This is a genomic window from Billgrantia montanilacus, from assembly GCF_003336675.1.
GTDB lineage: Bacteria > Pseudomonadota > Gammaproteobacteria > Pseudomonadales > Halomonadaceae > Halomonas > Halomonas montanilacus.
The window spans coordinates 22,168-45,384 of sequence record NZ_QPII01000011.1; the positions used below are offsets into that span (position 1 = coordinate 22,168).

Here is a 23,217-nt window from a genome sequence, read left to right on the forward strand (position 1 = left end):
CGAGCTGCGACAAGGCGAGCTGCATATGGCCCTTCCCGATGACTTCCTCCCCGATGACGACGTTCCCGTGCCGCTCAGGTCCGCCCTGGGCAAGGCCTGGCAGCGCCTGAGCGACAGCCTGGCCCAGGCCGATAATGTCGCCGAGATGACGGGGCAGGAGCGACCCTCGGAGAGCTGGGAGGCGCTCGATGAACAGCGCCGCCGCCAGCTGGCCCGTGTGCTGGTCATCTCCGACTTCGTGCTCGATACCCTGGTGCGCCATCCCGACTGGCTGTTGCATCTGGATGCCGGCGGCGAGCTGGAGGCGGCCCCCGACGAGGCGACGCTGCGCGATACGCTGGACGAGCGGCTGGAAGCGGCCGAGGACGAGGCCGGCCTGCATGCGGCCATCCGTCGGTTTCGGCGTGCTCGCATGCTGGGCATCGTGTGGCGTGACCTGACACGGCCTTCCGGCGTGGACATGTGGTATACCAGCGCGGCGGTTTCCCGCCTCGCGGAGGTGTGCCTGGATGGCGCCCTGGGCTGGCTTGAAGCGCATCTCGAGCCCCGCTGGGGGCGCCCCGCCCCTCGTGACGATGGCAGGGAGCAGCGCCTGGTGGTGCTGGGCATGGGCAAACTCGGCGCCGGCGAGCTGAATCTCTCCTCGGATATCGACCTGATCTTCGCCTATGCCGAGACAGGCGAGACCCAGGGCGGGCGCAAGGCGCTCGAGCACCAGGAATATTTCACCAAGCTGGGTCAGCGGCTGATCACCGCCCTGGACGCGGTGACCGCCGATGGCTTCGCTTTTCGCGTCGACATGCGCCTGCGTCCCCTGGGCGACGGTGGGCCCCTGGTGGGCAACTTCGCCTCGCTGGCCTCCTACTACCAGGATCAGGGGCGCGAATGGGAGCGCTACGCCCTGCTCAAGGCGCGCCCTGTCGCCGGCGACCTGGAGGCGGGCGGCGAGCTGCTGGCCAACCTGCGGCCCTTCGTCTATCGCAAGTACCTCGACTTCGGCGCCATCGAGTCGCTGCGCGAGATGAAGGGGCTCATCAACCGCGAGGTGAAGCGCAAGGGCATGCAGGCCAATATCAAGCTCGGCCCCGGCGGCATCCGCGAGGTGGAGTTCGTGGTCCAGGCCTTCCAGCTGATTCGCGGGGGGCGCGACACGGAGCTCCAGGTGACCTCGCTCAAGACCGCGCTGGAGCGGCTCCCCGACGTGGGACTGCTGCCCCAGGAGGTGGTCGACGAACTGCTGCCGGACTATGTCTTCCTGCGCGATCTGGAACATGCCCTGCAGGCGCTGGAGGATCGTCAGACCCAGAGCTTGCCCGGCGACGACCAGGATCGCGAGCGGGTGGCGCTGGCGCTGGACATGGAAGACTGGCCCGGGGTGATCGCTCGCCTCGACGAGGTGCGGGAGCGGGTGCGTCAGCACTTCGATGCGGTGATCGCCGATCCGGAGGGGGAAAACGGGGGGAGTGAGAACGGAGAGAGCGACGAGGCGGAGGATGACAGCGCCGGCTCGCTCGAGGCATGGCGTTCGCTGTGGCAGGGCGAGTTCAACCAGGAGGAGAGCCTGGAACTGCTGACCCAGACGGATTTCTCCGCGCCCGACACGGCCTTGCGCCGGCTCGTGTCGCTGCGCGAGTCGCGCCAGGTGCAGGCGATGCAGCGCATTGGCTACCAGCGCCTGGATGCCCTGATGCCGATGCTGCTCAACGCCGTCGCCGAGAGCGAGAACCCGGATACCGCGCTGGAGCGTGTCCTGCCGCTGGTCGAGTCGGTGCTGCGGCGGACCGCCTACCTGGCGCTGCTGCGCGAGAATCCCGAGGCTCTGAGCCACCTGATGCACCTGTGTGGTGCCAGCCCGTGGATCGCCGAGCAGCTGGCCCGCTTCCCGCTACTGCTCGATGAGCTGCTGACCCCCGAAACCCTCTATACCCCCGCCGACAAGGCTCGCCTGGCCGATGAGCTGCGCCAGGCACTGGGCCGTATTCCCGAAGACGACGAGGAGGCCCAGCTCGAGGCGCTGCGGGTCTTCAAGCACGCCCACGTGCTGCGGGTCGCCGCTTCGGATATCGCCGGCACCCGCCACCTGATGAAGGTCAGCGACTACCTCACCTATATCGCCGAGGTGCTGCTCGAGGCGGTGCTGGGCATGGCCTGGCGGCACCTGGTGCGCAAGCACGGCTACCCGGTGCGCGGGGATGGCTCCCGGGCCGGTGCCGAGCCGGAGTTCCTGATCATCGGCTACGGCAAGCTGGGCGGCATCGAGCTGGGCTACGGTTCGGACCTGGACCTGGTGTTCGTTCATGATGCCGATGCCAACGCCAGCACCGACGGTGCACGCCCCGTCGATGCGCCGGTCTTCTTCACCCGCCTGGGGCAGCGCATCATCCACCTGCTGACGGCGGTGACCCCGGCCGGCACGCTCTATGAAGTGGACATGCGCCTGAGGCCCTCGGGCAATTCCGGCCTGCTGGTGACATCGCTGAACGCCTTTGCCGACTATCAGCGCAACCAGGCCTGGACTTGGGAGCACCAGGCGCTGGTTCGTGCCCGGGTGGTAGCCGGCAACCCACAGTTGGCAGAGGGTTTCCATGCGGTACGCCAGGAGATCCTCGGCCGCAGCCGCGACGTCGAGGCGCTGCGCCAGGAGGTGGTGGCGATGCGCCGCAAGATGCGCGACCACCTGGGCAGCAAGGGCGAATCCAGTGCCTTCGACCTGAAGCAGGACGCCGGCGGCATGATCGATATCGAGTTCATCTGCCAGTTCGCGGTGCTCTCCATGGGGCACGACACGCCCGAGTTGCTCCAGTGGAGCGACAACATGCGCATCCTCGAGACCCTGGAGAGCAGCGAGCGCCTGCCGGCTGACGACTGTCGGCGCCTGCGTGAAGCCTACCTGGCCTACCGTAGCGCCGTTCACCGTACCTCGCTGACTCGCGAAGCGTCTCGTGGTGATGACAGTGACTTCCAGGCGCACCGGCAGGTCGTGATCGATGCCTGGCAGCGATTGCTCGAACCGTCGACATGAAATCAGAACCGGCCTTGTCGGGGCGCGGTTCCTTCCGCCATCACGACAGTGCTATCACGAAAGCGCTAACACGAACGAGAAATCGAGATGAACAAGGTACTGGTACTGCACGGCCCTAATCTCAACCTGCTGGGTACCCGCCAGCCGGAGATCTACGGCAGCGAGACCCTCAACGACATCAACAACGCCCTCTATGAGAAGGCGGCGATGAACGGCTGGGACGTCACCTGTCGCCAGAGCAACCACGAGGGCGAGCTGATCGATGCGATCCATGCCGCCCGCGTCGACGGCACCGCGGCGATCATCATCAACCCCGCCGCCTATACCCACACCTCGGTGGCGATCCTCGATGCGCTCAACGCCTTCGACGGCATGGTCATCGAAGTGCATCTCTCCAACGTGCACAAACGCGAGAGTTTCCGTCATCACTCCTATGTCTCGCTGCGTGCCGACGGCGTCATCGCCGGGCTCGGCAGCCAGGGCTACCAGGCCGCGCTGGATGCGTTGATCAGGGGCGCCAGACAGCCCTGAGCGGGGGTAGAAGACAGCCCTGAGAGAGATATCTTTGCCGTTGCCCTGCGGGCCCGCCATCCGGCGGGCTCGTTTCATGAATTGCTTATGACAAGGCGTGACAGGGTCGGAATATTAGCTACCTTTGAAGTCAGGGTGACCAAGAACTTGCTGCTTAGTAATGAGGGAGAGTGGTATGGAAGACCCGGACACCATGGCGCCGGCGGTCCGAAAACGAAAGGAACTCAAGCTGTTCCTGTTCATCGCCGTCCTGCTGTTTCCCATACTGGCGATCGCCGTGGTGGGCAGCTTCGGCTTTTCCGTCTGGATTTTCCAGACCTTCACCGGCCCGCCCGGCCCCCCGGGCTGAGGGCCGTATGGCAAAGACGAACAACAATAACAGGCGTCGTCAGTTCTTTCGCTCCCTTGGCGGACATGGCCCCATCCGGCGGCCTCCCTGGACCGACGATGACTTCACTGAGCGCTGCGTGCGCTGTGCGGCCTGTATCGAAGCCTGCCCCGAGCAGGTGCTGTTCCATGGCGGTGGCGGCTACCCCGAAATCCGCTTCGACGAAGAGGGCTGCTCCCTGTGCGGCGCCTGCGTAGAGGCCTGCGGCGAACCAGTCTTCGACACTCGGCGCGTCGCCTTCCCCTGGCGGGCCCGGATCGAGGCCAACTGCCTTGCGCTGGGAAACGTTCACTGCCAGAGCTGCCAGGACGCCTGCGAGTGGCGAGCCATCACCTTTGCGCCTGAAATCGGCCGCGCGCCAAGACCGCGACTGGACACCGAGGCCTGTACCGGCTGCGGTGCCTGCCAGGCCCAGTGCCCCAATCATGCCATCACAATGACAATCGAGGAGATGGCCCATGCCGAATGAAGCCCTGCATATCGCCAGCCTGCTGGTCCATGCCCGGCCCGAGCACCGCCGGGAAGTGGCGCAATGGCTGGATGACCAACCCGACAGCGAGGTCAGCGCCGACGATCCGTCCGGCAAGCTCGTGGTGGTGGTGGAAAGCGAGCGCGAGGCACGGATTCTCGAGCTGATCGATTCCGTCCAGATGAGGCCCGGCGTACTGGGGGCGGCGCTGGTGTATCACCAGATGCTCGACCCTGCTACCGCCGATGAATGCGCCGACACCGTCCAACAACAAGCCTCAGCAGAAGGGATGCCGACATGAAGCTGACTCGTCGTGAATTCGCCAAGGCCAATGCAGCGGCAGTGGCGGCTGCCACCGCCGGCATGGCCATGCCGATTGGCGCCACTAACCTCATCACCAATGCCGAGCTGACGCAGCTCAACTGGAACAAGGCGCCATGCCGATTCTGCGGGGTGGGCTGCAGCGTGATGGTGGGCACCCAGAACGACCGTATCGTTGCCACCCATGGCGACGTTCATTCGGAGGTCAACCGAGGGCTCAACTGCGTCAAGGGCTACTTCTTGTCCAAGATTCTCTACGGCCAGGATCGGCTGCAGCAGCCGATGCTGCGCAAGCGCAACGGGGTCTATGACAAGCGCGGCGACTTCGAACCGGTCTCCTGGGACGAGGCCTTCGACCTGATGGCCGACAAGTTCAAGACCGCCATTCGCGACCACGGACCCGACAGCGTGGCCATGTTCGGTTCCGGCCAGTGGACGATCTGGGAAGGCTATGCCGCCAGCAAGCTGTTCAAGGCCGGGCTGCGAACGAACAACATCGATCCCAATGCGCGTCACTGCATGGCCTCGGCGGTATTCGGCTTCATGCGCACCTTCGGCTCCGACGAACCCATGGGCGTCTACGACGATATCGAACATGCCAATGCGTTCGTGCTGTGGGGCTCGAACATGGCGGAGATGCACCCGATCCTCTGGACCCGGGTCACCGATCGACGGCTCTCCTTCCCCGATACCCAGGTGGCGGTGCTCTCAACCTTCGAACACCGCAGCTTCGACCTGGCCGACATCCCCATGGTGATGACGCCGAATGCCGACGTGGTGATCCTCAACTACATCGCCAATCACATCATCCAGACCGATCGGGTCGATCGCGACTTCGTCGATAGCCACACCAACTTCGTGCGTGCGGTGGACGACATCGGCTACGGCCTGCGCGACGAGCATCCGCTGCAGCAGGCGGCCGCCAACGCCGACGATCCCAACCGCTGGACGTCGATGAGCTTCGACGAGTTCGCCGAGCACGTTTCCGACTTCACCCTGGAGCGGGCGGCGCGGGAGTCCGGGGTATCCGAGGGCCGACTGGAGCAGCTTGCCGAACTCTACGCCGACCCCGACATCAAGGTGATGACCTTCTGGACCATGGGGGTCAACCAGCACACCCGCGGCGTGTGGGTGAATAACCTGATCTATAACCTGCACCTGCTCACCGGCAAGATATCGGCACCCGGCAACAGCCCCTTCTCGCTGACCGGCCAGCCCTCTGCCTGCGGCACGGCACGGGAGGTCGGTACCTTCGCCCACCGCCTGCCGGCGGACCGGGTGGTCACCAACCCCGAGCATCGCGCCTTCGCCGAAGAGGTCTGGAAACTACCAGAGGGCACCATTCCCGAAAGGGTGGGCTTCCATGCCGTGGAGCAGAGCCGCAAGTTGAAGGATGGCGAGATCAAGGTCTACTGGACCCAGGTCAACAACAACATGCAGGCCGGACCCAACACCCAGCAGGAGACCCTGCCGGGCTGGCGTAACGAAGAGGCCTTCGTCATCGTCTCCGATATCTATCCCACCGCGTCGGCCCAGGCCGCCGACCTGATCCTGCCGGCCGCCTCCTGGGTCGAGAAGGAGGGCGCCTTCGGCAACTCCGAGCGGCGCACCCAGTTCTTCCATCAGCTGGTCACTGCCCCGGGTGAGGCGCGCTCTGACCTCTGGCAGCTGGTGGAGTTCTCCAAGCGCATTCGGGTCGACGAGGTGTGGCCGGCGGATCAGCTCGACAAGGCACCGGAGCACCGCGACAGCACCCTGTTCGACCTGCTCTACGCCAACGGCCAGGTGGATCGCTACGCGCTTTCCGACATGGAGGAAGGCTATGCCAACCAGGAGGCCGAGGCGTTCGGTTTCTATATCCAGAAGGGCTTGTTCGAGGAGTACGCCCGCTTCGGTCGCGGCAAGGGCAAGGACCTGGACGACTTCGACAACTACCACCAGAACCGCGGCAAGCGCTGGCCGGTGGTGGATGGCAAGGAAACCCTGTGGCGCTATCGCGAGGGCTACGACCCCTACGTGGAAGCGGGCCGGGGCGTACAGTTCTACGCCAAGCCCGACGACCGCGCGCTGATCTTTGCCGTACCCGACGAGCCGCCCCCCGAATCGCCGGACGATGAATTTCCTTACTGGCTCTCGACCGGGCGGGTGCTCGAGCACTGGCACACCGGCTCCATGACCCGCCGCGTGCCGGAACTGCACCGGGCGGTGCCGGCGGCGCTGCTTTATATGCACCCGGAGGATGCCCGTGCGGAAGGCGTGCGGCGCGGCAGCGAGATGAAGGTGATCAGTCGCCGGGGCGAGGTGCGCCTGCGGGTCGAGACCCGCGGCCGAGTGAGGCCACCGCGGGGGCTGGTCTATGTGCCCTTCTTCGATGCCAACCGGTTGATCAACAACGTGGTGCTGGACGCCACGGACCCGATCTCCAAGCAGACGGACTTCAAGAAATGCGCCGTTCGTCTCGAACTGGTCAGCCTGGCCTGAAGCCGAGAGAGAAGGAGAAATGCAATGAAATGGCTCACTATGCTCAGTCTCTCGCTGGCGCTGGTCGTCGCCGGCCTCGTGGTTGCCGAAGAGCACCGCGACGATTCGGCACCGGACGGCCTGCGGCCGGGCGGTACCCTCAGCCAGTCCCTGCCGGCACCGCCGCTGGCCGGCGAGCCCCGGGATGCGGGGCGTGAAGTGCTCAACTATCCCGAACAGCCGCCGGTCATTCCCCACGGTATCCGCGACTATCAGGTCGATGTAAGGACCAACCGCTGCCTGACTTGCCATAGCCGCAGCGAGGCGGTACAGGCCGGTGCTCCCATGGTCAGCATCAGCCACTTCCGCGACCGGCACCAGCAGGTCCTGGCGGCGGTATCGCCCGACCGCTACTTCTGCACCCAGTGCCATGTGCCCCAGACCGATGCCAGCCCCATCGTCCCCAACACCTTCCTCACCGTCGACGAGGTGCTGGGCGACATGCTTCAGGAGCAGCGTGAGGGAGGTGGCCAATGAAGCGCTGGCTGGCCAGTTACTGGCGCATCCTGTCCCGTCCCAGCATGCACTTCAGCCTGGGGTTCCTGACGCTTGGCGGGTTCATCGCCGGGGTCTTCTTCTGGGGTGGCTTCAACACCGCGTTGGAGGCGACCAATACCCAGCAGTTCTGCATCTCGTGTCATGAGATGGAGCGCAACCCCTACCGGGAATTGCAGGGCACGATCCACGACGTCAACCGCTCCGGGGTAGGGGCGGAGTGTGCCGACTGCCACGTCCCCCACGGCTGGACCCACAAGATGGGACGCAAGATGGAAGCCTCCAAGGAGGTCTGGGGCTGGATCTTCGGCACCATCAACACGCCGGAGAAGTTCGAGGGCAAGCGGCGTGAGCTGGCCGAGCGGGAGTGGGCACGGCTGGAGGCCAACGATTCACTGGAGTGCCGCAACTGTCACGAGTTCGAATCCATGGACTTCACGGCGCAGAGTTCCCGTGCGGCCCGCGCTCACTCCACCTCGCTGGCCAGCGGCGAGGCGACCTGTATCGACTGCCACAAGGGGATCGCCCACGAGCTACCGGACATGAGCGACTACCACGATACCGCCACCCGGCTGCCCGACATCGAATCCTGGGTTGCGCACCTGGAGCGGGATGGGTGAGGTGACGAGCCGCCGGCTCCTGGCCTGACGATATCAGCGAATGGGTAGAAGGTTGGCCAGCGTCATCAGCCAGATACCCAGGCTCAGGGTCACGAACGCGGCCAGGGTGCCCACCATCAGCGCGGCGGCGCTGATGCCGGCCATGCCATAACGCTGGCCGAGCAGCGGATAGATGCTGATCATCGGCGCACTGGCGAACAGCAGGGCACCGACCAGCAGGGTCGGGTCTGCCGCCGGCATCAGCAGGAACAGGACAAGCACTGCCAGGGGATGCAGGATCAGCTTGCCGACGACGATCTGGCCGACGTCGTTGACCATGCCACGCACCTGGAGCCCGAACAGGGTGCCGCCGATGACGAACAGCGCCGCCGGGCCGGCGGCATTGGCCAGCATCTCGACGACCTGGGCCAGGGGGCCTGGCAGGGAGGTTTCCGTCACGGCCAGCACCAGGCCTGCCGCCAGGCCGACCAGGACGGGGTTGCGCACCAGGCGTACCACGGTCTTGCGAGCCACGGTGACGATGCCGGCGCCGCTCTGGCGACCCGCCTCGGCCAGGATCAGTGCTGCCGGTATGATCAACAGGTTCTCGATCACCATGTTAAGGGCCATGAGCACGGCCGCCGGCGAGGCGCCGAGTACCATGGCGGCGACGGGATAGCCGATGAAGCCGCTATTGGAGGCGGACATGCCCAGGGCATGCATGGCGCCCTCGCTGAGCGGCTTGCCTTGCAGCTTCAGGGTCAGCAGCAGGGCGAAGGTGAATACCGCCAGTGAGCCGAGGCCATAGGCCAGCAGGTAGTGGGGCTGGAAGACTTCGTCGAGGGGGTTGTGAGTCAGGGCCCGTATCACCAGGGCAGGGAGGGCGAAGTAGAGCACGAAGGTGGCCACGCCTTGCAGCTGCTCCCGGTTCACCAGCCGGGTGCCCATGGCCAGGTAGCCGGCACCGATCAGCAGGAAGATCGGGGTGGTAATGGCGAGTATCTCCAGCATGCACCCTTCCCGGCATGGGGTTGGTTAGACGACGCTCAACTAACAGTGGCGTGTATATCCTGAGCCTTCTGCTGCAACAGTGGCAGGTACTCCTTCATCAGGGTGTCGAGATCCACCCGCGCGGCGTTGGTGCTGATGTTGATGGCGCCGAGCAGCTTGCCGTTGGCGTCGAAGGCCGGCACGGCGAGCGAGCGCAGTCCCGAATCGAGCTCCTGATCGGCAATGGCGTAGCCCTGCTGGCGCACCTTGAGGATGCACTTCTTGAGCGCGGCCTTGTCGGTCACGGTCTTGTCGGTGTAGCGCGTCAGCGTGACCCGCTCCAGGAAGGCATCCAGCTCGGCATCGGGAAGCTGGGCCAGCAGTGCTCGCCCCATCGAGGTATGGGCGGCGGGCAGCCGGGTGCCGACCGAAAGAGTAATCGCCATCAGCCGGTGACGGGCCGAGGAGCGCGCCACGTAGGTGACCTCGTCGCCGTCGAGCACGCCCAGGGAAGAGGATTCGCCGCTCTCGGCAGTGATGTCCTCCAGCACCTGCTGGATCACGCTACGATAGTTGTTGGCGGAGAGAAACGCGTAGCCGAGCTGCAGCACCCGCGGGGCCAGCTCGAAGTTGCGGCCTTGCTTGCGTACGTAGCCAAGGGCATGCAGCGTGAGCAGGAAGCGCCGGGCGCGGGCACGGTTCATGCCGGTACGGCTGGCGACCTCGCTCAGCGTCATGCGTGCATGGGTTTCGTCGAAGGCCAGGATGACTTCCAGGCCGCTGGCCAGTGCAGTGACGAAGTCCCGGTCATCCGGGCTGAGAACCTCTTCCTCTGATGCCATTATTGCTCCGTCGCTATCTTGGATGATTTGCTCTTCAGAAGCCTTTCAATCTAGCATAATGTTCGAATTGCGAACATATGTACGACTATGGGCTAAGCTGGGCCTGAGTCTGGCCTTGAGCCTGAATTTCGAGATCGAGTTTGAGACTGAGCATGAGCCAGCCCTTCCTGAGGAGAGCATGATATGCCTGACGCCCTGCTTCGGCACCCCTTCATGAGCCAAACGGCATTGGCAGAGTGTCATGACCAGGCCATGGTCCAGGCCATGCTCGCTTTCGAGCTGGCGCTGGCCGAAGTGCAGGAGGCACATGGCGCCGTGCCCCAGGGCGCGAGTGCGGAGATGCGCCGCTGCCTGGAAAGTCACCCCTTCGACTCGGCGGCCATCGCCGCGGGAATCGCCAGCGGCGGCAACGCGGCGATCCCCTTCGTCAAGCAGGCGCGCGCTGCACTGCCGGACGAACTCAAGCGCTACTGGCACATGGGCGCGACCAGCCAGGACGTGATCGACTCGGCGCTGATGCTGCTGCTAAAGCCGCGCCTGGCCTCACTGGATGCACTGCTGCTGCGCTGTCGTGCCGCCGCGATCGAGCTGATGACCGCCCATGAGCGCACGGTCATGGTGGGGCGCACCCTGATGCAGCAGGCGCTGCCGATGACGTTCGGCGTCAAGGTGGCGCACTGGGCCATCGGCCTGGAGCAGGCACGCCGCCGCCTGGCGCAGGTCGAGCTGCCGGTGCAGTTCGGCGGCGCGGTGGGCGTGCACTCTGGTTGGGATGAGCAGGGCCTCGACTTTATGGGCGCTCTCGCCGAGCGGCTGGAGCTCGCTGCCCCGGTACTGCCTTGGCACACAAACCGTCAGCCGATCCATGCCCTGGGCACGGCGCTGGACGCCACGGCCGGGGCAGCGGAAAAACTGGCCCTCGATATCTCACTGCTGACCCAGACCGAAGTGGGCGAGGTGGCCGAGCCCTCCGCCCCGGGCATGGGCGAATCCTCCTCCATGCCGCACAAGCGCAACCCGGTACGCTGCGCCATGATCCGCGGCGCAATGCGGCAGGTGCATGGCTACACCACGGTGCTGCTCAATGCCGCTGCCCAGCCGTTGGAGCGGGGGTTGGGCGAGTGGCATGCCGAGTGGTCGCCGCTGGTCGACAGCGCCCTGCTGCTGGAGGGGGCGCTGGAGCAGGCCGCCACGCTGCTCGAAGGGCTCGAGGTGAACCCCGAGGCGATGCGCCGCAACCTGGCGGCCACCGGTGGCGGCATCATGGCGGAGCCGGTATCGCGCCTGCTGGCGCCGGTGCTGGCGCCGGTGCTGGGGCAGGACGCTGCCAAGCGCATCAGCGCCGAAGCCGCCGAGACGGCGCGCCTTCAAGGCATTCCCTATGCCGAGGCACTCGAAACGCATGCCGAGGTGAAAGCCGAAGTAGGGGGCAAGCTCGAGGTCGAGGCGCTGCGCCAGGCGACGGATCCCGCTTTATACCTTGGTAGCAGCCAGGCGCAGGTGCAGCGCGCCATGGCCTGGCTTCAGCGGGAATGATTCGCTGAAAAATCACTGTATTGCATATCCCGAGCAAGGGGAGGCCTGGCCTCCCCTTGCGCTTTTGCGTCTCTGGCGTGTTTGACGATCAGCTGGCTTAGGGGTAACTTGTTCGCATCACAAAACAAAGTTCGCCATTCGAACTTATTTGAGAATACCCGCCAGGAGGACGACCATGGCCGAGTTCCTGAGCCTGCATGACGCGGTGGCACGCTACGTCGAAGACGGCGCCACCGTGGCCATGGAGGGCTTTACCCACCTGATTCCCTTCGCCGCCGGTCACGAAGTCATCCGTCAGCGCAAGCGCGACCTCACCCTGATCCGCATGACGCCGGACCTGGTCTACGACCAGATGATCGGTGCCGGCTGCGCCAGGAAGGTGATCTTCTCCTGGGGCGGCAACCCCGGCGTGGGTTCGCTGCACCGCCTGCGCGACGCGGTGGAGAAGGGCTGGCCGCACAAGGTCGAGATCCTCGAGCACAGCCACGCCGCCATGGCCTGCGCCTTCGAGGCCGGCGCTGCCGGGCTGCCGCTGGCCGTGCTGCGCGGCTACGTGGGCAGCGAGCTGCCCAGCGTCAACGACCAGATCAAGTTCATCGAGTGCCCCTTCACCGACGAGCGCCTGGCCGCGGTGCCTTCGGTGCGTCCCGACGTCTCCATCGTGCATGCTCAGAAGGCCGACCGTGCCGGCAACGTGTTGGTGGAGGGCATCGTCGGCGTGCAGAAGGAAGCCGTGCTGGCGGCGAAGCAGAGCATCGTCACCGTCGAGGAGATCGTCGAGGACCTGCGCACCGAGCCGGACTATCACCCCAATGCCTGCATCATCCCGGGCTGGGCGATCAGCGCTGTCGCCGTGGCCAAGAAGGGCTCGCTGCCCTCCTATGCCCATGGCTACTACCCGCGCAACAACGCCTTCTACAAGGAGTGGGACGCCATCGCCCGCGACCGCGACACCTTCACACGGTGGATCGAAGAGAACGTCATGAATGCAGGGGGAAACGCCTGATGAGCCTCGAGTACACCTCAGCGGAAATGATGAGCGTCACCGCCGCGCGCGCGCTCAAGAACGGTATGACCTGCTTCGTCGGCATCGGCCTGCCCTCGGAGGCGGCCAACCTGGCGCGCCTGACCCACGCCCCCGAGGTGGTGCTGATCTACGAATCCGGCACCCTGCAGACCAAGCCCGACGTGCTGCCGCTCTCCATCGGTGACGGCGAACTGTGCGAGACGGCGTTGACTACCGTCTCTGTGCCGGAGATGTTCCGCTACTGGCTGCAGGGCGGCAAGGTCAGCGTCGGCTTCCTGGGCACCGCCCAGATCGACCGCTTTGCCAACCTCAACACCACCCTGATAGGCGACTACCGCGAGCCCAAGGTGCGTTTGCCGGGGGGCGGTGGGGCGCCGGAGATCGCCACCAACGCCGGCGAAGTCTTCATCACTCTGAAGCACTCCAAACGCGCCTTCGTCAAAGACGTCGATTTCATCACCACCCTGGGCTTCGGCCGCGACGGCAAGGGCCGCGACGGCGTACCCAACATCGGCAAGGGCCCGACCCGGGTGATCACCGACCTGTGCGTGATGAAGCCCGACCCCGAGACCAAGGAACTGGTGGTCGTTTCGCTGCATCCGAACGTGACCCGCGAGGACGTGATCGAGGCCACCGGCTGGGAGATCCGCTTCGCCGAGTCGCTCGAGACCACGCCCGAGCCCAGCGCCCACGAACTTGAGATACTGCGCGAATTGAAGGCGCGCACCGAGCGCAAGCACGCCGGCGAGTAAATTCGCTCTAAAACGGTCTGCATTCGTCACGTTCTACAGCGAATTTCAGGAGATTTTTTATGACTGACGTCTTCCTCTGCCATCCGCGGCGCAGCGCCATCGGCCGCTTCGGCGGCACCCTGACCAGCGTGCGCCCCGACGACTTCGCCGCCACCATCTTCAAGGCGGTGCTGGCCGAGGCGCCCGATCTCGACCCGGCCGCCATCGAAGAGGTCTTCATGGGCTGCGCCAACCAGGCCGGCGAGGACAACCGCAACGTGGCGCGTATGTCGGCGCTGCTGGCGGGCCTGCCCACCTCGGTGCCCGGCACCACCATGAACCGCCTGTGCGGCTCCGGCATGGACGCGGTGGGCACCGCCTTTCGCGCCATCAAGGCCGGTGAGATGGAGCTGGCCCTGGCCGGCGGCGTGGAGTCCATGTCCCGCGCGCCCTATGTGCTGGGCAAGGCCGACGGCGCCTTCTCCCGCGGTCAGAAGATCGAGGACACCACCATCGGCTGGCGCTTCGTCAATCCGCTGATGAAGAAGGCCTACGGTATCGACTCCATGCCGGAGACCGCCGAGAACGTCGCCGAGCAGTTCAACATCTCCCGCGAGGACCAGGACGCCTTTGCCCTGCGCTCCCAGCAGAAGGCCGCCGCCGCTCAGAAGTCGGGCCGCTTCGCCATCGAGATCACGCCGATCGAGATCCCGCGGCGCAAGCAGGAGCCGCTGGTCTTCGACACCGACGAGCATCCGCGCGAGACCACCCTGGAGAAGCTGGCCGGGCTGCCGACGCCGTTCCGCGAGGGCGGCAGCATCACCGCCGGCAACGCCTCGGGCGTCAACGACGGTGCCGCCGCCATGCTGGTGGCAAGCCAGGCCGCGGTGGAGCAGCATGGCCTCAAGCCCATGGCCAGGATCATCGGTATGGCTACCGCCGGCGTCGAGCCGCGCATCATGGGCTACGGCCCGGTGCCGGCGGTGCGCAAGCTGCTCGAGCGTACCGGCGTGACGATGGACGAGATCGACATTTTCGAGTTCAACGAGGCTTTTGCCGCCCAGGCCCTGGCCTGTACGCGCGACCTGGGGCTCGCCGACGACGACCCGCGGGTCAACCCCAACGGCGGCGCCATCGCCCTGGGCCACCCGCTGGGCATGTCCGGCGCCCGCCTGCTGATGACCGCGGCCTTTGAACTGCAGCGCACCGGCAAGCGCTACGCGCTGTGCACCATGTGCGTGGGCGTGGGGCAGGGGATCGCTACGCTGATCGAACGCGTATAACGGAGAGAGTCGCATGGCATTTCTGAACATCAACGGCCGCAGTGTCGCCTATCGCTTGCTTGGCCCCGAGGCGCTGCCGCTGGTGGTGCTGGCGCATCCGCTGGGCATGACCCAGGCGGTATGGGACGACCTGCTGCCGGCGCTGCTGCCGCGCTACCGCGTGCTGACCTGGGACTTGCCCGGCCACGGTGCCAGCCAGGCCTGGCCCGAAGCGAGTGGCGAGATATCACCGGCTGACCTGGCCGCAGAGGCCCTGGCCCTGGCCGATCATGCCGGCAGCCAGCGCTTTCACTTCGTCGGCACCTCCATCGGCGGCGTGGTAGGGCAGCAGCTGATCGCCGAGCACGCCGAGCGGCTCTATTCTGCCACGTTGACCAACACCGGCGCGGTGATCGGCAACGCCGAGCTGTGGACCACTCGCGCCGGTCGCGTGCGCGATGAGGGCCTTTCGGTCATGTCCGGCGAGATCGTGCCGCGCTGGTTCTCGGCCCAACGGCTAGAAGACGAGCCCGCCCTAGAGGCTGGCTGGCGCACCCAGATGACACGTACCGACGGTGAATCCTATGCCCGGCTGTGCGAGATGCTCGGCCGCACCGACTTCCGCGGCAAGCTGAAGGGGCCGCTGGCGCAGCATCCGAACGTTAGCATGCACCTGCTCGGCGGCAGCGATGACGTGGCCACGCCGCCCGAGACCCTGCAGGCGCTGGCGGCCGAGTGTGGCGGCGCGCCCCTGAAAATACTCGAAGGCTTCGCCCATGTGCCCTCGGTGGAGAGCCCGGCCATCATGGCCAAGCGACTGCTGCTATGGATGACCGCCGATCGTGAAAGCGTCGGCGAGCATGGCGTGAGTTATGCCGAGGGGCTCGAGACCCGCAAGGAGGTACTCGGCGAGGAGCACGTGGCCCGCTCCACCGAAAACGCCAACAGCCTTGATGCACCGTTCCAGCAGATGATCACCCGGCTGGCCTGGGGTGAGCTGTGGAGCAACGACGACCTGACCCGCCGCGAGCGCAGCCTGATCACCACCGGCATCCTCGCCGCCCTGGGCCGTGAGGAGCTCACGCTGCACCTCAAGACCGCCAAGCGCATCGGTCTCTCCGAAGCCGAGCTGCGCCAGGTGCTGATGCACGTGGCGATCTACGCCGGGGTGCCGGCGGCGAACCATGCGTTTGCGTTGGCCAAGCAGTTGGGTTGGGGCGGGGAGAACTGACTAGCTGTTTTGCTCGCGATGCCACTCAGCGCTGGTCTGTGGACGCCTGAACCGGGCGGCTCGTCGCTTACGTGGTGCTGGTGTATCGTCTGAGCGAAATTCGGCGATGACCGGCATCGTGATGATGAGGAAACCCCCATGCTCAACGCCCGTATCAAGCTGCGCCATCTGCAGGCCTTCCTCGAAGTGGCCCGCCAGCGCAGCTTCGCCCGGGCCGCCGAGCGCCTGGCGATCACCCAGCCGGGCATTTCCAAGACCATTCGCGAACTTGAAGAGAGCCTCGGTGCGTCGCTGTTCGAGCGCACGCCCCAGGGCGTGGCGCTGACCCAGGCGGGCCTGACCCTGCTGCGCCATGCCGGGCCGGCCATCCGTGCATTGGAAGAGGGCGTGGCCGCGGTCGGCGATACCCACCGCGGCGACTGTTGGCTGCGTGTGGGCGCGCTCTCCACGGTGGAGAGCCGGCTGCTGCCCGAGGCCATACGCCGCTGGCACGCCGCGCCCGGCGGGCAGAACGCGGTGGGCGTCAACGTGGTAACCGGCTCCAGCGCCTTCCTGCTCTCGCGCCTGCGCCGCGGCGAGCTGGACCTGGTGGTGGGGCGCATGACCGAGGCCCGCGAGATCCGCGATCTGGCCTTCGAGCACCTCTACTACGAACCGCTGCTGCTGTGCGTGCGCAGTGGCCATCCGCTGGCCGGCATCGCGTCGCTCGCAGCCGAATGCCTGGCCGAGTTCCCCTGGGTGCTGCCGCCGCCCCAGACCACCCTGCGCCAACAGGTTGACAGCTTCTGCGTGCGTCATTCGTTGACACTGATGAGCCAGCGGCTGGAAACGCTTTCGCTGCCCATCAGCCGTGCCTACACCCTGGAGAGCGATGCGATCTGGGTCGTGCCCGAAGAGGCGGTGGCCGAGGACCTGGCGGCGGGGCGGCTGAGTCGCCTCGGCATCGAGCTGGAGCCCCGCGGCGGCTCCGTGGGGCTGTGCTACAACGCCAGCATGCAGCCCTCGCTGGCGGTGGAGGCCTTCTGCGAAGTGCTGCGCGAGGTGAGCGCGGGCCGCAGCTCGGGGAATGGTCCGTCCCGCCATCAAAGTGGCGCTGCAACATAACCCAATGGTTATGAGGGGTGCCCGAGTCGTCAATTGGCGGGCCTGCGGCAAGACGCCACACTGGGCGAGACAAGACCACGCTCCCAAGAGGCGACATCATGCAAGATCACAACAAGCGCTTCGTAGAGCGCGACCGTAACTGGCACCCCCCGGCCTACGCCCCCGGCTACAAGACCACCGTGGCCCGTTCGCCGCAGCAGGCGCTGGTCAGCATGCAGCAAGCCAGCACCTCCGAGCTCACCGGCCCCGACTTCCGCCACCTGCGCATGGGCTCTCACGACAACGACCTGCTGCTGAACTTCCGTCAGGACCCGGCCCAGGGCCAGGGGCTTCCGGTGGGCGAACGCATCATCATGTTCGGCCGCGTGGTCGATCAGTTCGGCAAACCGGTGCCGCACACCCTGGTGGAGATGTGGCAGGCCAACGCCGGCGGGCGCTACCGCCACAAGAACGACCGATACCTCGCCCCGCTGGACCCGAACTTCGGTGGCGTGGGCCGCACCCTGACCGACGAGCAGGGCTGGTACCATTTCCGTACCATCAAGCCCGGCCCGTACCCCTGGCCCAACGACCCCAACAGCTGGCGCCCCTCGCACATTCACGTCTCGGTGATGGGTCCCTCGATCTCCACCCGCCTGATCACCCAGATGTACTTCGAGGGCGATCCGCTGATTCCGCTGTGCCCCATTGTCCACACCCTCAAGGACGCGGATGCGGTCGAGACCATGATCGGACGCCTCGACATGGCGCGCAGCAAGCCCATGGACTGCCTGGCTTACCGCTTCGACTTGGTGGTACGCGGCGAGCTGCAGACCTATTTCGAAAACCAATAAACGGGTTCGAAAATCAGTGAGGGGAAATGACATGAAACAACCGAATACCGTTCCCGCGAGCGAACTGATGCTGCGCGAGACCGCCTCCCAGACCGCCGGGCCCTACGTGCACATCGGCCTGGCCCTGGCCGCCGCCGGCAACCCGACCCGCGACGAAGAGATCTGGAACGAGATGGCCAAACCCGAGGCCGAGGGCGAGCACATCGAAGTCGTGGGTACCGTTATCGACGGCAACGGCGATCTGGTGCGCGACGCCTTCCTCGAAGCCTGGCAGGCCGACGCCAACGGCGCCTACCAGCCCGAGTACGACCTGAAGAAGCCGTTCAACAGCTTCGGGCGCACCGCCACCACCTTCGACCACGGCAGTGAATGGTCGCTGAAAACCGTCAAGCCGGGCCAGGTGGCCCACCCCAACGGTCAGCCCATGGCGCCGCACATCAATCTGGCGATCTTCGCACGCGGCGTGAACGTCCACCTGCAGACCCGCCTCTACTTCGAGGACGAAGCCGACGCCAACGCCGAGTGCCCTGTGCTCTCACGCATCGAATCGCCGACCCGCCGCCAGACCCTAATCGCCAAGCGCGAAGAGATCGACGGCAAGGTGTGCTACCGCCTGGACATCAAACTGCAAGGCGAAGGCGAGACGGTGTTTTTCGATTTCTGATTTATCGTCACGGCAGAGAATTCGGCCCGGTTAGGAGGCCGGTAGCAAGAGAGCCAGCGGATTGCGCTGGCTCTCGTCTTTTTGGGGTTGCGGTGATCTGGGTCACTGGTGCAAGCCTGCCTTCCCTCCGGCTACACTGCTGTCGGTATCGATAGCTGCTAACTGGACGCGCAATCATGTTCGAACACGTCGAGAAAGCACCCGTGCCGCTGGAAAAGGTACGCCGCTACCTCGAGCCGGGGCCCATCGTGCTGGTCTCGTCGGCCTGTGATGGGCGGCGGAACATCATGACCATGGGCTGGCATACGGTGATGGCGTTCTCGCCGTCGCTGGTGGGTTGCATCATTTCGGCCGGCAACCACAGTTTCGAGATGATCCGCCGTAGCCGTGAATGTGTCATCAACCTGCCGGCGACGGCTCTGACCGATCAGGTGGTGGGCGTCGGCAACAGCAGCGGCGCTGAGGTCGACAAGTTCGAGCATTTTGGGCTGACCGCCCAGCCGGCGGAGCGGGTAGGCGCCCCGCTGATTGGTGAGTGCCATGCGCACTTCGAATGCCGGCTGTTCGACGACTCCCTGGTGGAGCGCTACAACTTCTTCATCTGGGAAGTCGTGTCGGCCCGCGCGGCGGTATCGCCCGAGTACCCCGAGACCCTCCACTACACCGGCGATGGTGTCTTTATGGTGGCCGGCGAGATCATCGATCGGCGCGAGCAGTTCTTGCCACAGATGCTGTAGCTAGTTCGACATTGGCCCAACCTCACCCCTCCCGATCCCCAATCGCCCCGATAACGCTCTAGCAGAACCTCCGCTGTAAGGCGGAGCGGCTGGCCTGCGCCTGCCAGTGCAGCGCGACCTCGAACTCGGGTACGTGAAAGGGCAGTTCATGGGTGGCCAGCTGTCAGCCTCGTCCAAACCCTGCCTTCACGCTTTGCGCGATACGCGGTACCGCGAAATCGATGAAGGCGCGCAACTTCTGCGGGAGCAGCGGTCGGCGTTCGTAAACCAGGTGGATCGGCCAGGGCGCTGGTTCCCACCCTTGCAACACCGTTTCAAGGCGCCCGGCCTGTATCCTGGGTGCGGCCTGATAAGAGAGAACGCGGGTAAAGCCGAGCCCTGCCTCTGCCGCATCAAGCGCCGCTTCGGCCGTGTTCACGGTTAGACGTGCTTGAACAGGAATCCGCAGCGACGTTCCCTCCGCTTCGAAGCGCCAGGCCTGGGTGGCCAGCAACTGATCGAAGGTAATGCAGGAGGCGCCTTCGAGATCGCTCGGCGCAGAGGGCCTTCCGTGCTCGTCGAGATAGGCGCGGCTGGCACAGACGACTTGGCGTACTTCGCCGACCTTGCGGGCGATCAGGCCGCTATCCGGCAGCGGGCCGATACGCACGGCCATATCGATGTGCTCCTCACCGATACTCATCGGGCGGTCGGTGAGTTGCAGCTGAATGTTCACGTCCGGGTGGCACTGCAGGAAAGCCGTGACCACCGGCAAAACATACAGGCGTCCGAAGACGATCGGAGCGGTCAGTGTCAGCGTCCCGCGAGGTGCCGAGAATTCGCCAGAAGCGCCACGTTCCGCTTCGGCCACCTCTTCCAGAATTCGTCGGCAAGCCGCCACGTAGGCCGTGCCCGCATCGGTCAACGTCAGCCCACGGGGCGAACGCAGGACCAGCTCGGCGTTCAAGTCGGCTTCCAGCTCGGAAATCCTGCGGCTAACGGTTGCGATGGGCATTCGCAGGGCCCGGGCGCCCGAGGTGATGCTGCCTTCGTCGACGACTCTGAGGAGCATGGCCATGGTCTGGAGTCTGTCGGGCATGGTCACCGATCCATCGAGCCTGTGGTTTCCACATAATGGAAACCTGGGTTTCAACTTTGCCAGCTACTGCGGGTTTTTGGAAAGAAATATCCTCTGAACAGTTCACCACATTGAGCGCGAAAGTCGCCATGTCTCGTTCTCAGGAGCCCAAGTATGAACCCGAACTTCCCCACTCATGCCGTCCCGATCAAACTGTACCGGCACCCGAAATCCGGTCACAGCCATCGCGTCGAACTCATGATGGCGCTGCTCGACCTTCCCTATGAAACGGTCGATATCGATGTCGCGAACGGTGCGCACAAGGCGCCCGAGTTTCTCGCTATCAGCTCCTTCGGCCAGGTCCCGGCCATCGATGACAACGGCGTGACGCTGTCGGACTCCAACGCCATTCTGGTCTACCTGGTGAAGTCCTTTCCCACCGGCTACGACTGGCTGCCTGAAAATCCCGCGGCTGCGGCTGAAGTGCAGCGCTGGCTGTCGGTGGCCGCCGGAGAGATCGCGCGTGGCCCTTGTGCGGCACGGCTGGTGACGGTATTCGGCGCATCGCTGGATCACGAAGGCGCCAAGGCGGCGGCGCATCGACTGTTTACCCAAATGGAGCCGATTCTGGAACGCCGCGATTTCCTGGCCGGGCCGACGATCACGATCGCCGATGTGGCCGGCTACAGCTATATCGCCCATGCGCCCGAAGGCGGCGTCAGTCTCGATGCTTACCCATCGATTCGGGCTTGGCTGGCCAGGATCGAGGCGCAGGAAGGCTTTGTGGGTATGGTTCGTACGCCGCTTCCCGAAACCGCCTGACCGAGAGGGACACCGCCATGGCACAGGACAATGTCTTTCACGCCGGCGAGCGTGCCGTCCAGGCGCGTGCCGAGGTTTCCAACGACTGGCTCGAGAGTGCGGCAGGTTTCGTGCGCCCAGAGATGCCGCAACAGCATCGCGATTTCTTCGAGAACTTGCCGATGCTGTTTCTCGGGCTGCTCGACCCGGCGGGTCGGCCATGGTGCGTTCCCGTCTTCGGGCCACCTGGGTACTCGACCTCTCCTTCCCCGAATACGCTGGTGTTGCAACGTGCCCCGGTTCTCTCAGACGAGCTCGGGCTGGTGATGACGCCTGGTGCGAGCATCGGCTTTGTTGGAGTCGATCTCACCAACCGGCGCCGCAATCGGATGAATGGCCGGGTGCAGCGCGCTTCAGAAGGCGCTATTACCATTGCGGTCGACCAGAGCTTCGGGAACTGCCCGCAATACATTCAGACTCGCTCCCTGGCCCCCGCCAGTGGCGAGCCCTCAGACGCATCCGGCCGTTGCAGCGGCCTGGATGACCCAGCGGTTCGTCGCATTGTCGAAACCGCCGACACCTTCTTCATCGCTTCCCGTGCCGCCAGTCCGCTCGAAGGGGGAAACGCCGGGATCGACGCATCACACCGCGGAGGGCGAGCGGGTTTTCTCGGCATCAACGATGATGGGTCGCTCTCCTTTCCCGATTTTTCCGGCAATCGTTTTTTCAATACGCTCGGCAACATCGAAAGCGATGGCCGGGTAGCCCTGTTCGTGCCGGACTTCGAAACCGGGGAGGCAGTAGTGCTGACCGGCCGTGCCACCATCGACTGGAGCGCGGGGCGCGTCGGCGCGTTCACGGGCGCCGAGCGTATTGTCGATATGGTGCCGGAGGAGGTCTGGCACGCGACCGCTACCCTGCCGGTGACCGCGACACTTGCCGAACAGTGGCCCGCACTCGATGCCACAGGCACCTGGGATGAGGTGCGCTTGGCCGCGCTCAAGACCGACGGTTATCGCCGCTTCCAGATCGTATCGAAACGCATGGAAAGCAACACCATCACCTCTTTCTATCTGACACCCGCGGATGGCGGCCCGATCGAGCCGCATGTCGCAGGGCAGTTCCTGCCGATCCGGCTTCAGGACGATGACGGACCGATTCTGCGCAGCTACACGATCTCGCAAGGGCCAAACGGGCTCGACTATCGCCTCTCCATCAAGCGTGAGGCGCGCGGCCGGGCGTCCCGCCTGCTGCACGACCGGCTTCAGAGCGGGGATATGATCGAAGTCGCCTCGCCTGCGGGCGATTTCGTGCTGGACGACGGCACCCGGCCCATCGTCCTGCTCTCCGGCGGCGTCGGCATCACGCCGATGATGGCAATGCTCGACGGGCTTGTGAGCGCGCTGCGTGGCGGTGCACCTCGGCGCGAGGTGTACTTCATCCATGCTACCCGGAACGGTGCCAGCCGGGCGTTTCGCGGCGAGCTCGAGGCCATTGCCCGCCGGTACGATTGGCTGCATCTATTCACTGCGTATTCGGCGCCGGGGGCGGGCGACAGGTTGGGCCACACCCACGATACCGAGGCGCGGCTGAGCATGAAGGAGCTCGCTGAGCTTCTCCCTTTCGGCGGTTATCAGTTCTATTTGTGCGGCCCAGAGAGTTTCATGCGAGCGCTTTATACGGGCTTGCGTGACATGGGCATCGACCGCTCGCATATCCACTACGAATTTTTTGGCGCGGGCGAACTCGATGAGCCGAAAGAGATAGGCCCGGTCGTGGAGTTGCCTGCGCGCGCAACGATTACCTTCGCCCACTCGGAGACCCAGGCCGAATGGACCGCGCAGAGCGGCACGCTGCTGGAAACCGCCGAGGCGGCCGGGCTGAAACCTACCCACAACTGCCGCTCGGGCAAATGCGGTACTTGCGCCACGCGGCTGCTCTCGGGAAGCGTGCATTACACGCGCAAGCCGCTGGTCAGCCCGGCCGATGGCCATGTGCTGACCTGCTGCGCGGTCCCCATGGGCGAGCAGGTGGAGATTGGCCTTTGAAGTAAACGC

22 protein-coding genes are annotated in these 23,217 nt (G+C 65.3%); 19 read left to right on the plus strand and 3 right to left on the minus strand.

Annotated elements, in window-relative coordinates; all coding sequences use genetic code 11:
• Positions 1-25 precede the first annotated feature (25 nt).
• The 8 genes from glnE to DU505_RS14515 all read left to right on the plus strand — a co-directional run bounded on the left by glnE (position 26) and on the right by DU505_RS14515 (position 8,366).
• Positions 26-3,022 (plus strand): bifunctional [glutamate--ammonia ligase]-adenylyl-L-tyrosine phosphorylase/[glutamate--ammonia-ligase] adenylyltransferase, encoded by a 2,997-nt coding sequence (gene glnE, locus DU505_RS14480; RefSeq protein WP_114479797.1) that lies wholly within the window; start codon positions 26-28, stop codon positions 3,020-3,022.
• 87 nt (positions 3,023-3,109) lie between these two features.
• A complete protein-coding gene (aroQ, locus tag DU505_RS14485) occupies positions 3,110-3,553 on the plus strand; it encodes a type II 3-dehydroquinate dehydratase (RefSeq protein WP_181872835.1) in 444 nt (147 codons plus the stop codon).
• Positions 3,554-3,728: 175 nt separating this feature from the next.
• Positions 3,729-3,902 (plus strand): periplasmic nitrate reductase, NapE protein, encoded by a 174-nt coding sequence (locus DU505_RS14490; RefSeq protein WP_114479706.1) that lies wholly within the window; start codon positions 3,729-3,731, stop codon positions 3,900-3,902.
• A gap of 7 nt (positions 3,903-3,909) precedes the next feature.
• Positions 3,910-4,410: a ferredoxin-type protein NapF gene (napF, locus tag DU505_RS14495; protein WP_114479707.1), complete on the plus strand. Its 501-nt coding sequence runs from the start codon at positions 3,910-3,912 to the stop codon at positions 4,408-4,410.
• The gene (locus tag DU505_RS14500) at positions 4,400-4,711 is read left to right on the plus strand and encodes a chaperone NapD (protein ID WP_114479708.1); all 312 of its coding nucleotides are present in this window, start codon (positions 4,400-4,402) and stop codon (positions 4,709-4,711) included. The genes napF and DU505_RS14500 overlap by 11 nt, the downstream gene beginning before the upstream one ends.
• Positions 4,708-7,212, plus strand: a complete 2,505-nt coding sequence (gene napA / locus DU505_RS14505; RefSeq protein WP_114479709.1) for a nitrate reductase catalytic subunit NapA — start codon at positions 4,708-4,710, stop codon at positions 7,210-7,212. Before DU505_RS14500 ends, napA begins: the two co-directional genes overlap by 4 nt.
• Before the next feature lie 24 nt (positions 7,213-7,236).
• Positions 7,237-7,728, plus strand: a complete 492-nt coding sequence (locus tag DU505_RS14510) for a nitrate reductase cytochrome c-type subunit (RefSeq protein ID WP_114479710.1) — start codon at positions 7,237-7,239, stop codon at positions 7,726-7,728.
• Positions 7,725-8,366, plus strand: coding sequence for a NapC/NirT family cytochrome c (locus DU505_RS14515; RefSeq protein ID WP_114479711.1), 642 nt, complete (start codon positions 7,725-7,727; stop codon positions 8,364-8,366). Before DU505_RS14510 ends, DU505_RS14515 begins: the two co-directional genes overlap by 4 nt.
• Positions 8,367-8,399: 33 nt before the next feature.
• Here the strand turns inward: DU505_RS14515 and DU505_RS14520 are convergent, their stop codons facing one another.
• On the minus strand, positions 8,400-9,356 hold the full coding sequence (locus DU505_RS14520) for an AEC family transporter (RefSeq protein WP_114479712.1): 957 nt from the start codon (positions 9,354-9,356) through the stop codon (positions 8,400-8,402).
• Between the two features lie 35 nt (positions 9,357-9,391).
• Positions 9,392-10,177: an IclR family transcriptional regulator domain-containing protein gene (locus DU505_RS14525; protein ID WP_114479713.1), complete on the minus strand. Its 786-nt coding sequence runs from the start codon at positions 10,175-10,177 to the stop codon at positions 9,392-9,394.
• 183 nt (positions 10,178-10,360) lie between these two features.
• Here DU505_RS14525 and DU505_RS14530 point away from each other — a divergent pair, with 183 nt between their 5' ends.
• From DU505_RS14530 to DU505_RS14570, 9 genes are all read left to right on the plus strand, one after another.
• Positions 10,361-11,713 (plus strand): class-II fumarase/aspartase family protein, encoded by a 1,353-nt coding sequence (locus tag DU505_RS14530; RefSeq protein ID WP_114479714.1) that lies wholly within the window; start codon positions 10,361-10,363, stop codon positions 11,711-11,713.
• A gap of 175 nt (positions 11,714-11,888) precedes the next feature.
• On the plus strand, positions 11,889-12,719 hold the full coding sequence (locus tag DU505_RS14535) for a CoA transferase subunit A (protein ID WP_114479715.1): 831 nt from the start codon (positions 11,889-11,891) through the stop codon (positions 12,717-12,719).
• Positions 12,719-13,492, plus strand: coding sequence for a CoA-transferase subunit beta (locus tag DU505_RS14540; RefSeq protein ID WP_114479716.1), 774 nt, complete (start codon positions 12,719-12,721; stop codon positions 13,490-13,492). The genes DU505_RS14535 and DU505_RS14540 overlap by 1 nt, the downstream gene beginning before the upstream one ends.
• Positions 13,493-13,551: 59 nt before the next feature.
• The gene (pcaF, locus tag DU505_RS14545) at positions 13,552-14,754 is read left to right on the plus strand and encodes a 3-oxoadipyl-CoA thiolase (protein ID WP_114479717.1); all 1,203 of its coding nucleotides are present in this window, start codon (positions 13,552-13,554) and stop codon (positions 14,752-14,754) included.
• A 13-nt stretch (positions 14,755-14,767) separates the two neighbouring features.
• Positions 14,768-15,964 carry an alpha/beta fold hydrolase gene (locus DU505_RS14550; protein WP_114479718.1) on the plus strand — a complete coding sequence of 399 codons (1,197 nt, stop codon included), beginning with the start codon at positions 14,768-14,770 and terminating at the stop codon, positions 15,962-15,964.
• A gap of 138 nt (positions 15,965-16,102) precedes the next feature.
• Positions 16,103-17,068 carry a pca operon transcription factor PcaQ gene (gene pcaQ, locus DU505_RS14555; protein ID WP_114479719.1) on the plus strand — a complete coding sequence of 322 codons (966 nt, stop codon included), beginning with the start codon at positions 16,103-16,105 and terminating at the stop codon, positions 17,066-17,068.
• A 98-nt stretch (positions 17,069-17,166) separates the two neighbouring features.
• On the plus strand, positions 17,167-17,901 hold the full coding sequence (gene pcaH / locus DU505_RS14560; protein ID WP_114479720.1) for a protocatechuate 3,4-dioxygenase subunit beta: 735 nt from the start codon (positions 17,167-17,169) through the stop codon (positions 17,899-17,901).
• Positions 17,902-17,932: 31 nt separating this feature from the next.
• A complete protein-coding gene (pcaG, locus tag DU505_RS14565) occupies positions 17,933-18,565 on the plus strand; it encodes a protocatechuate 3,4-dioxygenase subunit alpha (RefSeq protein ID WP_181872836.1) in 633 nt (210 codons plus the stop codon).
• Positions 18,566-18,741: 176 nt separating this feature from the next.
• Positions 18,742-19,302, plus strand: a complete 561-nt coding sequence (locus tag DU505_RS14570; protein ID WP_114479721.1) for a flavin reductase family protein — start codon at positions 18,742-18,744, stop codon at positions 19,300-19,302.
• 163 nt (positions 19,303-19,465) lie between these two features.
• On the opposite strand, the gene DU505_RS14580 is transcribed toward DU505_RS14570, so the two are convergent.
• A complete protein-coding gene (locus tag DU505_RS14580; RefSeq protein WP_114479722.1) occupies positions 19,466-20,380 on the minus strand; it encodes a LysR family transcriptional regulator in 915 nt (304 codons plus the stop codon).
• Between the two features lie 153 nt (positions 20,381-20,533).
• Between DU505_RS14580 and DU505_RS14585 the strand changes: the two genes are divergently transcribed.
• Entirely contained in the window at positions 20,534-21,181 is a 648-nt protein-coding gene (locus tag DU505_RS14585; RefSeq protein ID WP_114479723.1) for a glutathione S-transferase family protein, read from the plus strand.
• Between the two features lie 17 nt (positions 21,182-21,198).
• A complete protein-coding gene (locus DU505_RS14590; protein ID WP_114479724.1) occupies positions 21,199-23,208 on the plus strand; it encodes a 2Fe-2S iron-sulfur cluster-binding protein in 2,010 nt (669 codons plus the stop codon).
• Positions 23,209-23,217 lie beyond the last annotated feature (9 nt).

Excerpts from the sequence above, each read along its gene's own strand:
- DU505_RS14510 (WP_114479710.1), top strand. The coding sequence starts at position 7,237 with ATGAAATGGCTCACTATGCTCAGTCTCTCGCTGGCGCTGGTCGTCGCC.
- DU505_RS14500 (WP_114479708.1), top strand. The coding sequence starts at position 4,400 with ATGCCGAATGAAGCCCTGCATATCGCCAGCCTGCTGGTCCATGCCCGG.
- DU505_RS14525 (WP_114479713.1), bottom strand. The coding sequence starts at position 10,177 with ATGGCATCAGAGGAAGAGGTTCTCAGCCCGGATGACCGGGACTTCGTC.
- aroQ (WP_181872835.1), top strand. The coding sequence starts at position 3,110 with ATGAACAAGGTACTGGTACTGCACGGCCCTAATCTCAACCTGCTGGGT.
- DU505_RS14540 (WP_114479716.1), top strand. The coding sequence starts at position 12,719 with ATGAGCCTCGAGTACACCTCAGCGGAAATGATGAGCGTCACCGCCGCG.
- DU505_RS14530 (WP_114479714.1), top strand. The coding sequence starts at position 10,361 with ATGCCTGACGCCCTGCTTCGGCACCCCTTCATGAGCCAAACGGCATTG.
- DU505_RS14550 (WP_114479718.1), top strand. The coding sequence starts at position 14,768 with ATGGCATTTCTGAACATCAACGGCCGCAGTGTCGCCTATCGCTTGCTT.
- DU505_RS14570 (WP_114479721.1), top strand. The coding sequence starts at position 18,742 with ATGTTCGAACACGTCGAGAAAGCACCCGTGCCGCTGGAAAAGGTACGC.
- pcaH (WP_114479720.1), top strand. The coding sequence starts at position 17,167 with ATGCAAGATCACAACAAGCGCTTCGTAGAGCGCGACCGTAACTGGCAC.
- pcaF (WP_114479717.1), top strand. The coding sequence starts at position 13,552 with ATGACTGACGTCTTCCTCTGCCATCCGCGGCGCAGCGCCATCGGCCGC.
- glnE (WP_114479797.1), top strand. The coding sequence starts at position 26 with ATGGCCCTTCCCGATGACTTCCTCCCCGATGACGACGTTCCCGTGCCG.
- DU505_RS14490 (WP_114479706.1), top strand. The coding sequence starts at position 3,729 with ATGGAAGACCCGGACACCATGGCGCCGGCGGTCCGAAAACGAAAGGAA.
- pcaQ (WP_114479719.1), top strand. The coding sequence starts at position 16,103 with ATGCTCAACGCCCGTATCAAGCTGCGCCATCTGCAGGCCTTCCTCGAA.
- DU505_RS14535 (WP_114479715.1), top strand. The coding sequence starts at position 11,889 with ATGGCCGAGTTCCTGAGCCTGCATGACGCGGTGGCACGCTACGTCGAA.
- DU505_RS14520 (WP_114479712.1), bottom strand. The coding sequence starts at position 9,356 with ATGCTGGAGATACTCGCCATTACCACCCCGATCTTCCTGCTGATCGGT.
- DU505_RS14515 (WP_114479711.1), top strand. The coding sequence starts at position 7,725 with ATGAAGCGCTGGCTGGCCAGTTACTGGCGCATCCTGTCCCGTCCCAGC.
- napF (WP_114479707.1), top strand. The coding sequence starts at position 3,910 with ATGGCAAAGACGAACAACAATAACAGGCGTCGTCAGTTCTTTCGCTCC.
- DU505_RS14590 (WP_114479724.1), top strand. The coding sequence starts at position 21,199 with ATGGCACAGGACAATGTCTTTCACGCCGGCGAGCGTGCCGTCCAGGCG.
- pcaG (WP_181872836.1), top strand. The coding sequence starts at position 17,933 with ATGAAACAACCGAATACCGTTCCCGCGAGCGAACTGATGCTGCGCGAG.
- napA (WP_114479709.1), top strand. The coding sequence starts at position 4,708 with ATGAAGCTGACTCGTCGTGAATTCGCCAAGGCCAATGCAGCGGCAGTG.
- DU505_RS14585 (WP_114479723.1), top strand. The coding sequence starts at position 20,534 with ATGAACCCGAACTTCCCCACTCATGCCGTCCCGATCAAACTGTACCGG.
- DU505_RS14580 (WP_114479722.1), bottom strand. The coding sequence starts at position 20,380 with ATGCCCGACAGACTCCAGACCATGGCCATGCTCCTCAGAGTCGTCGAC.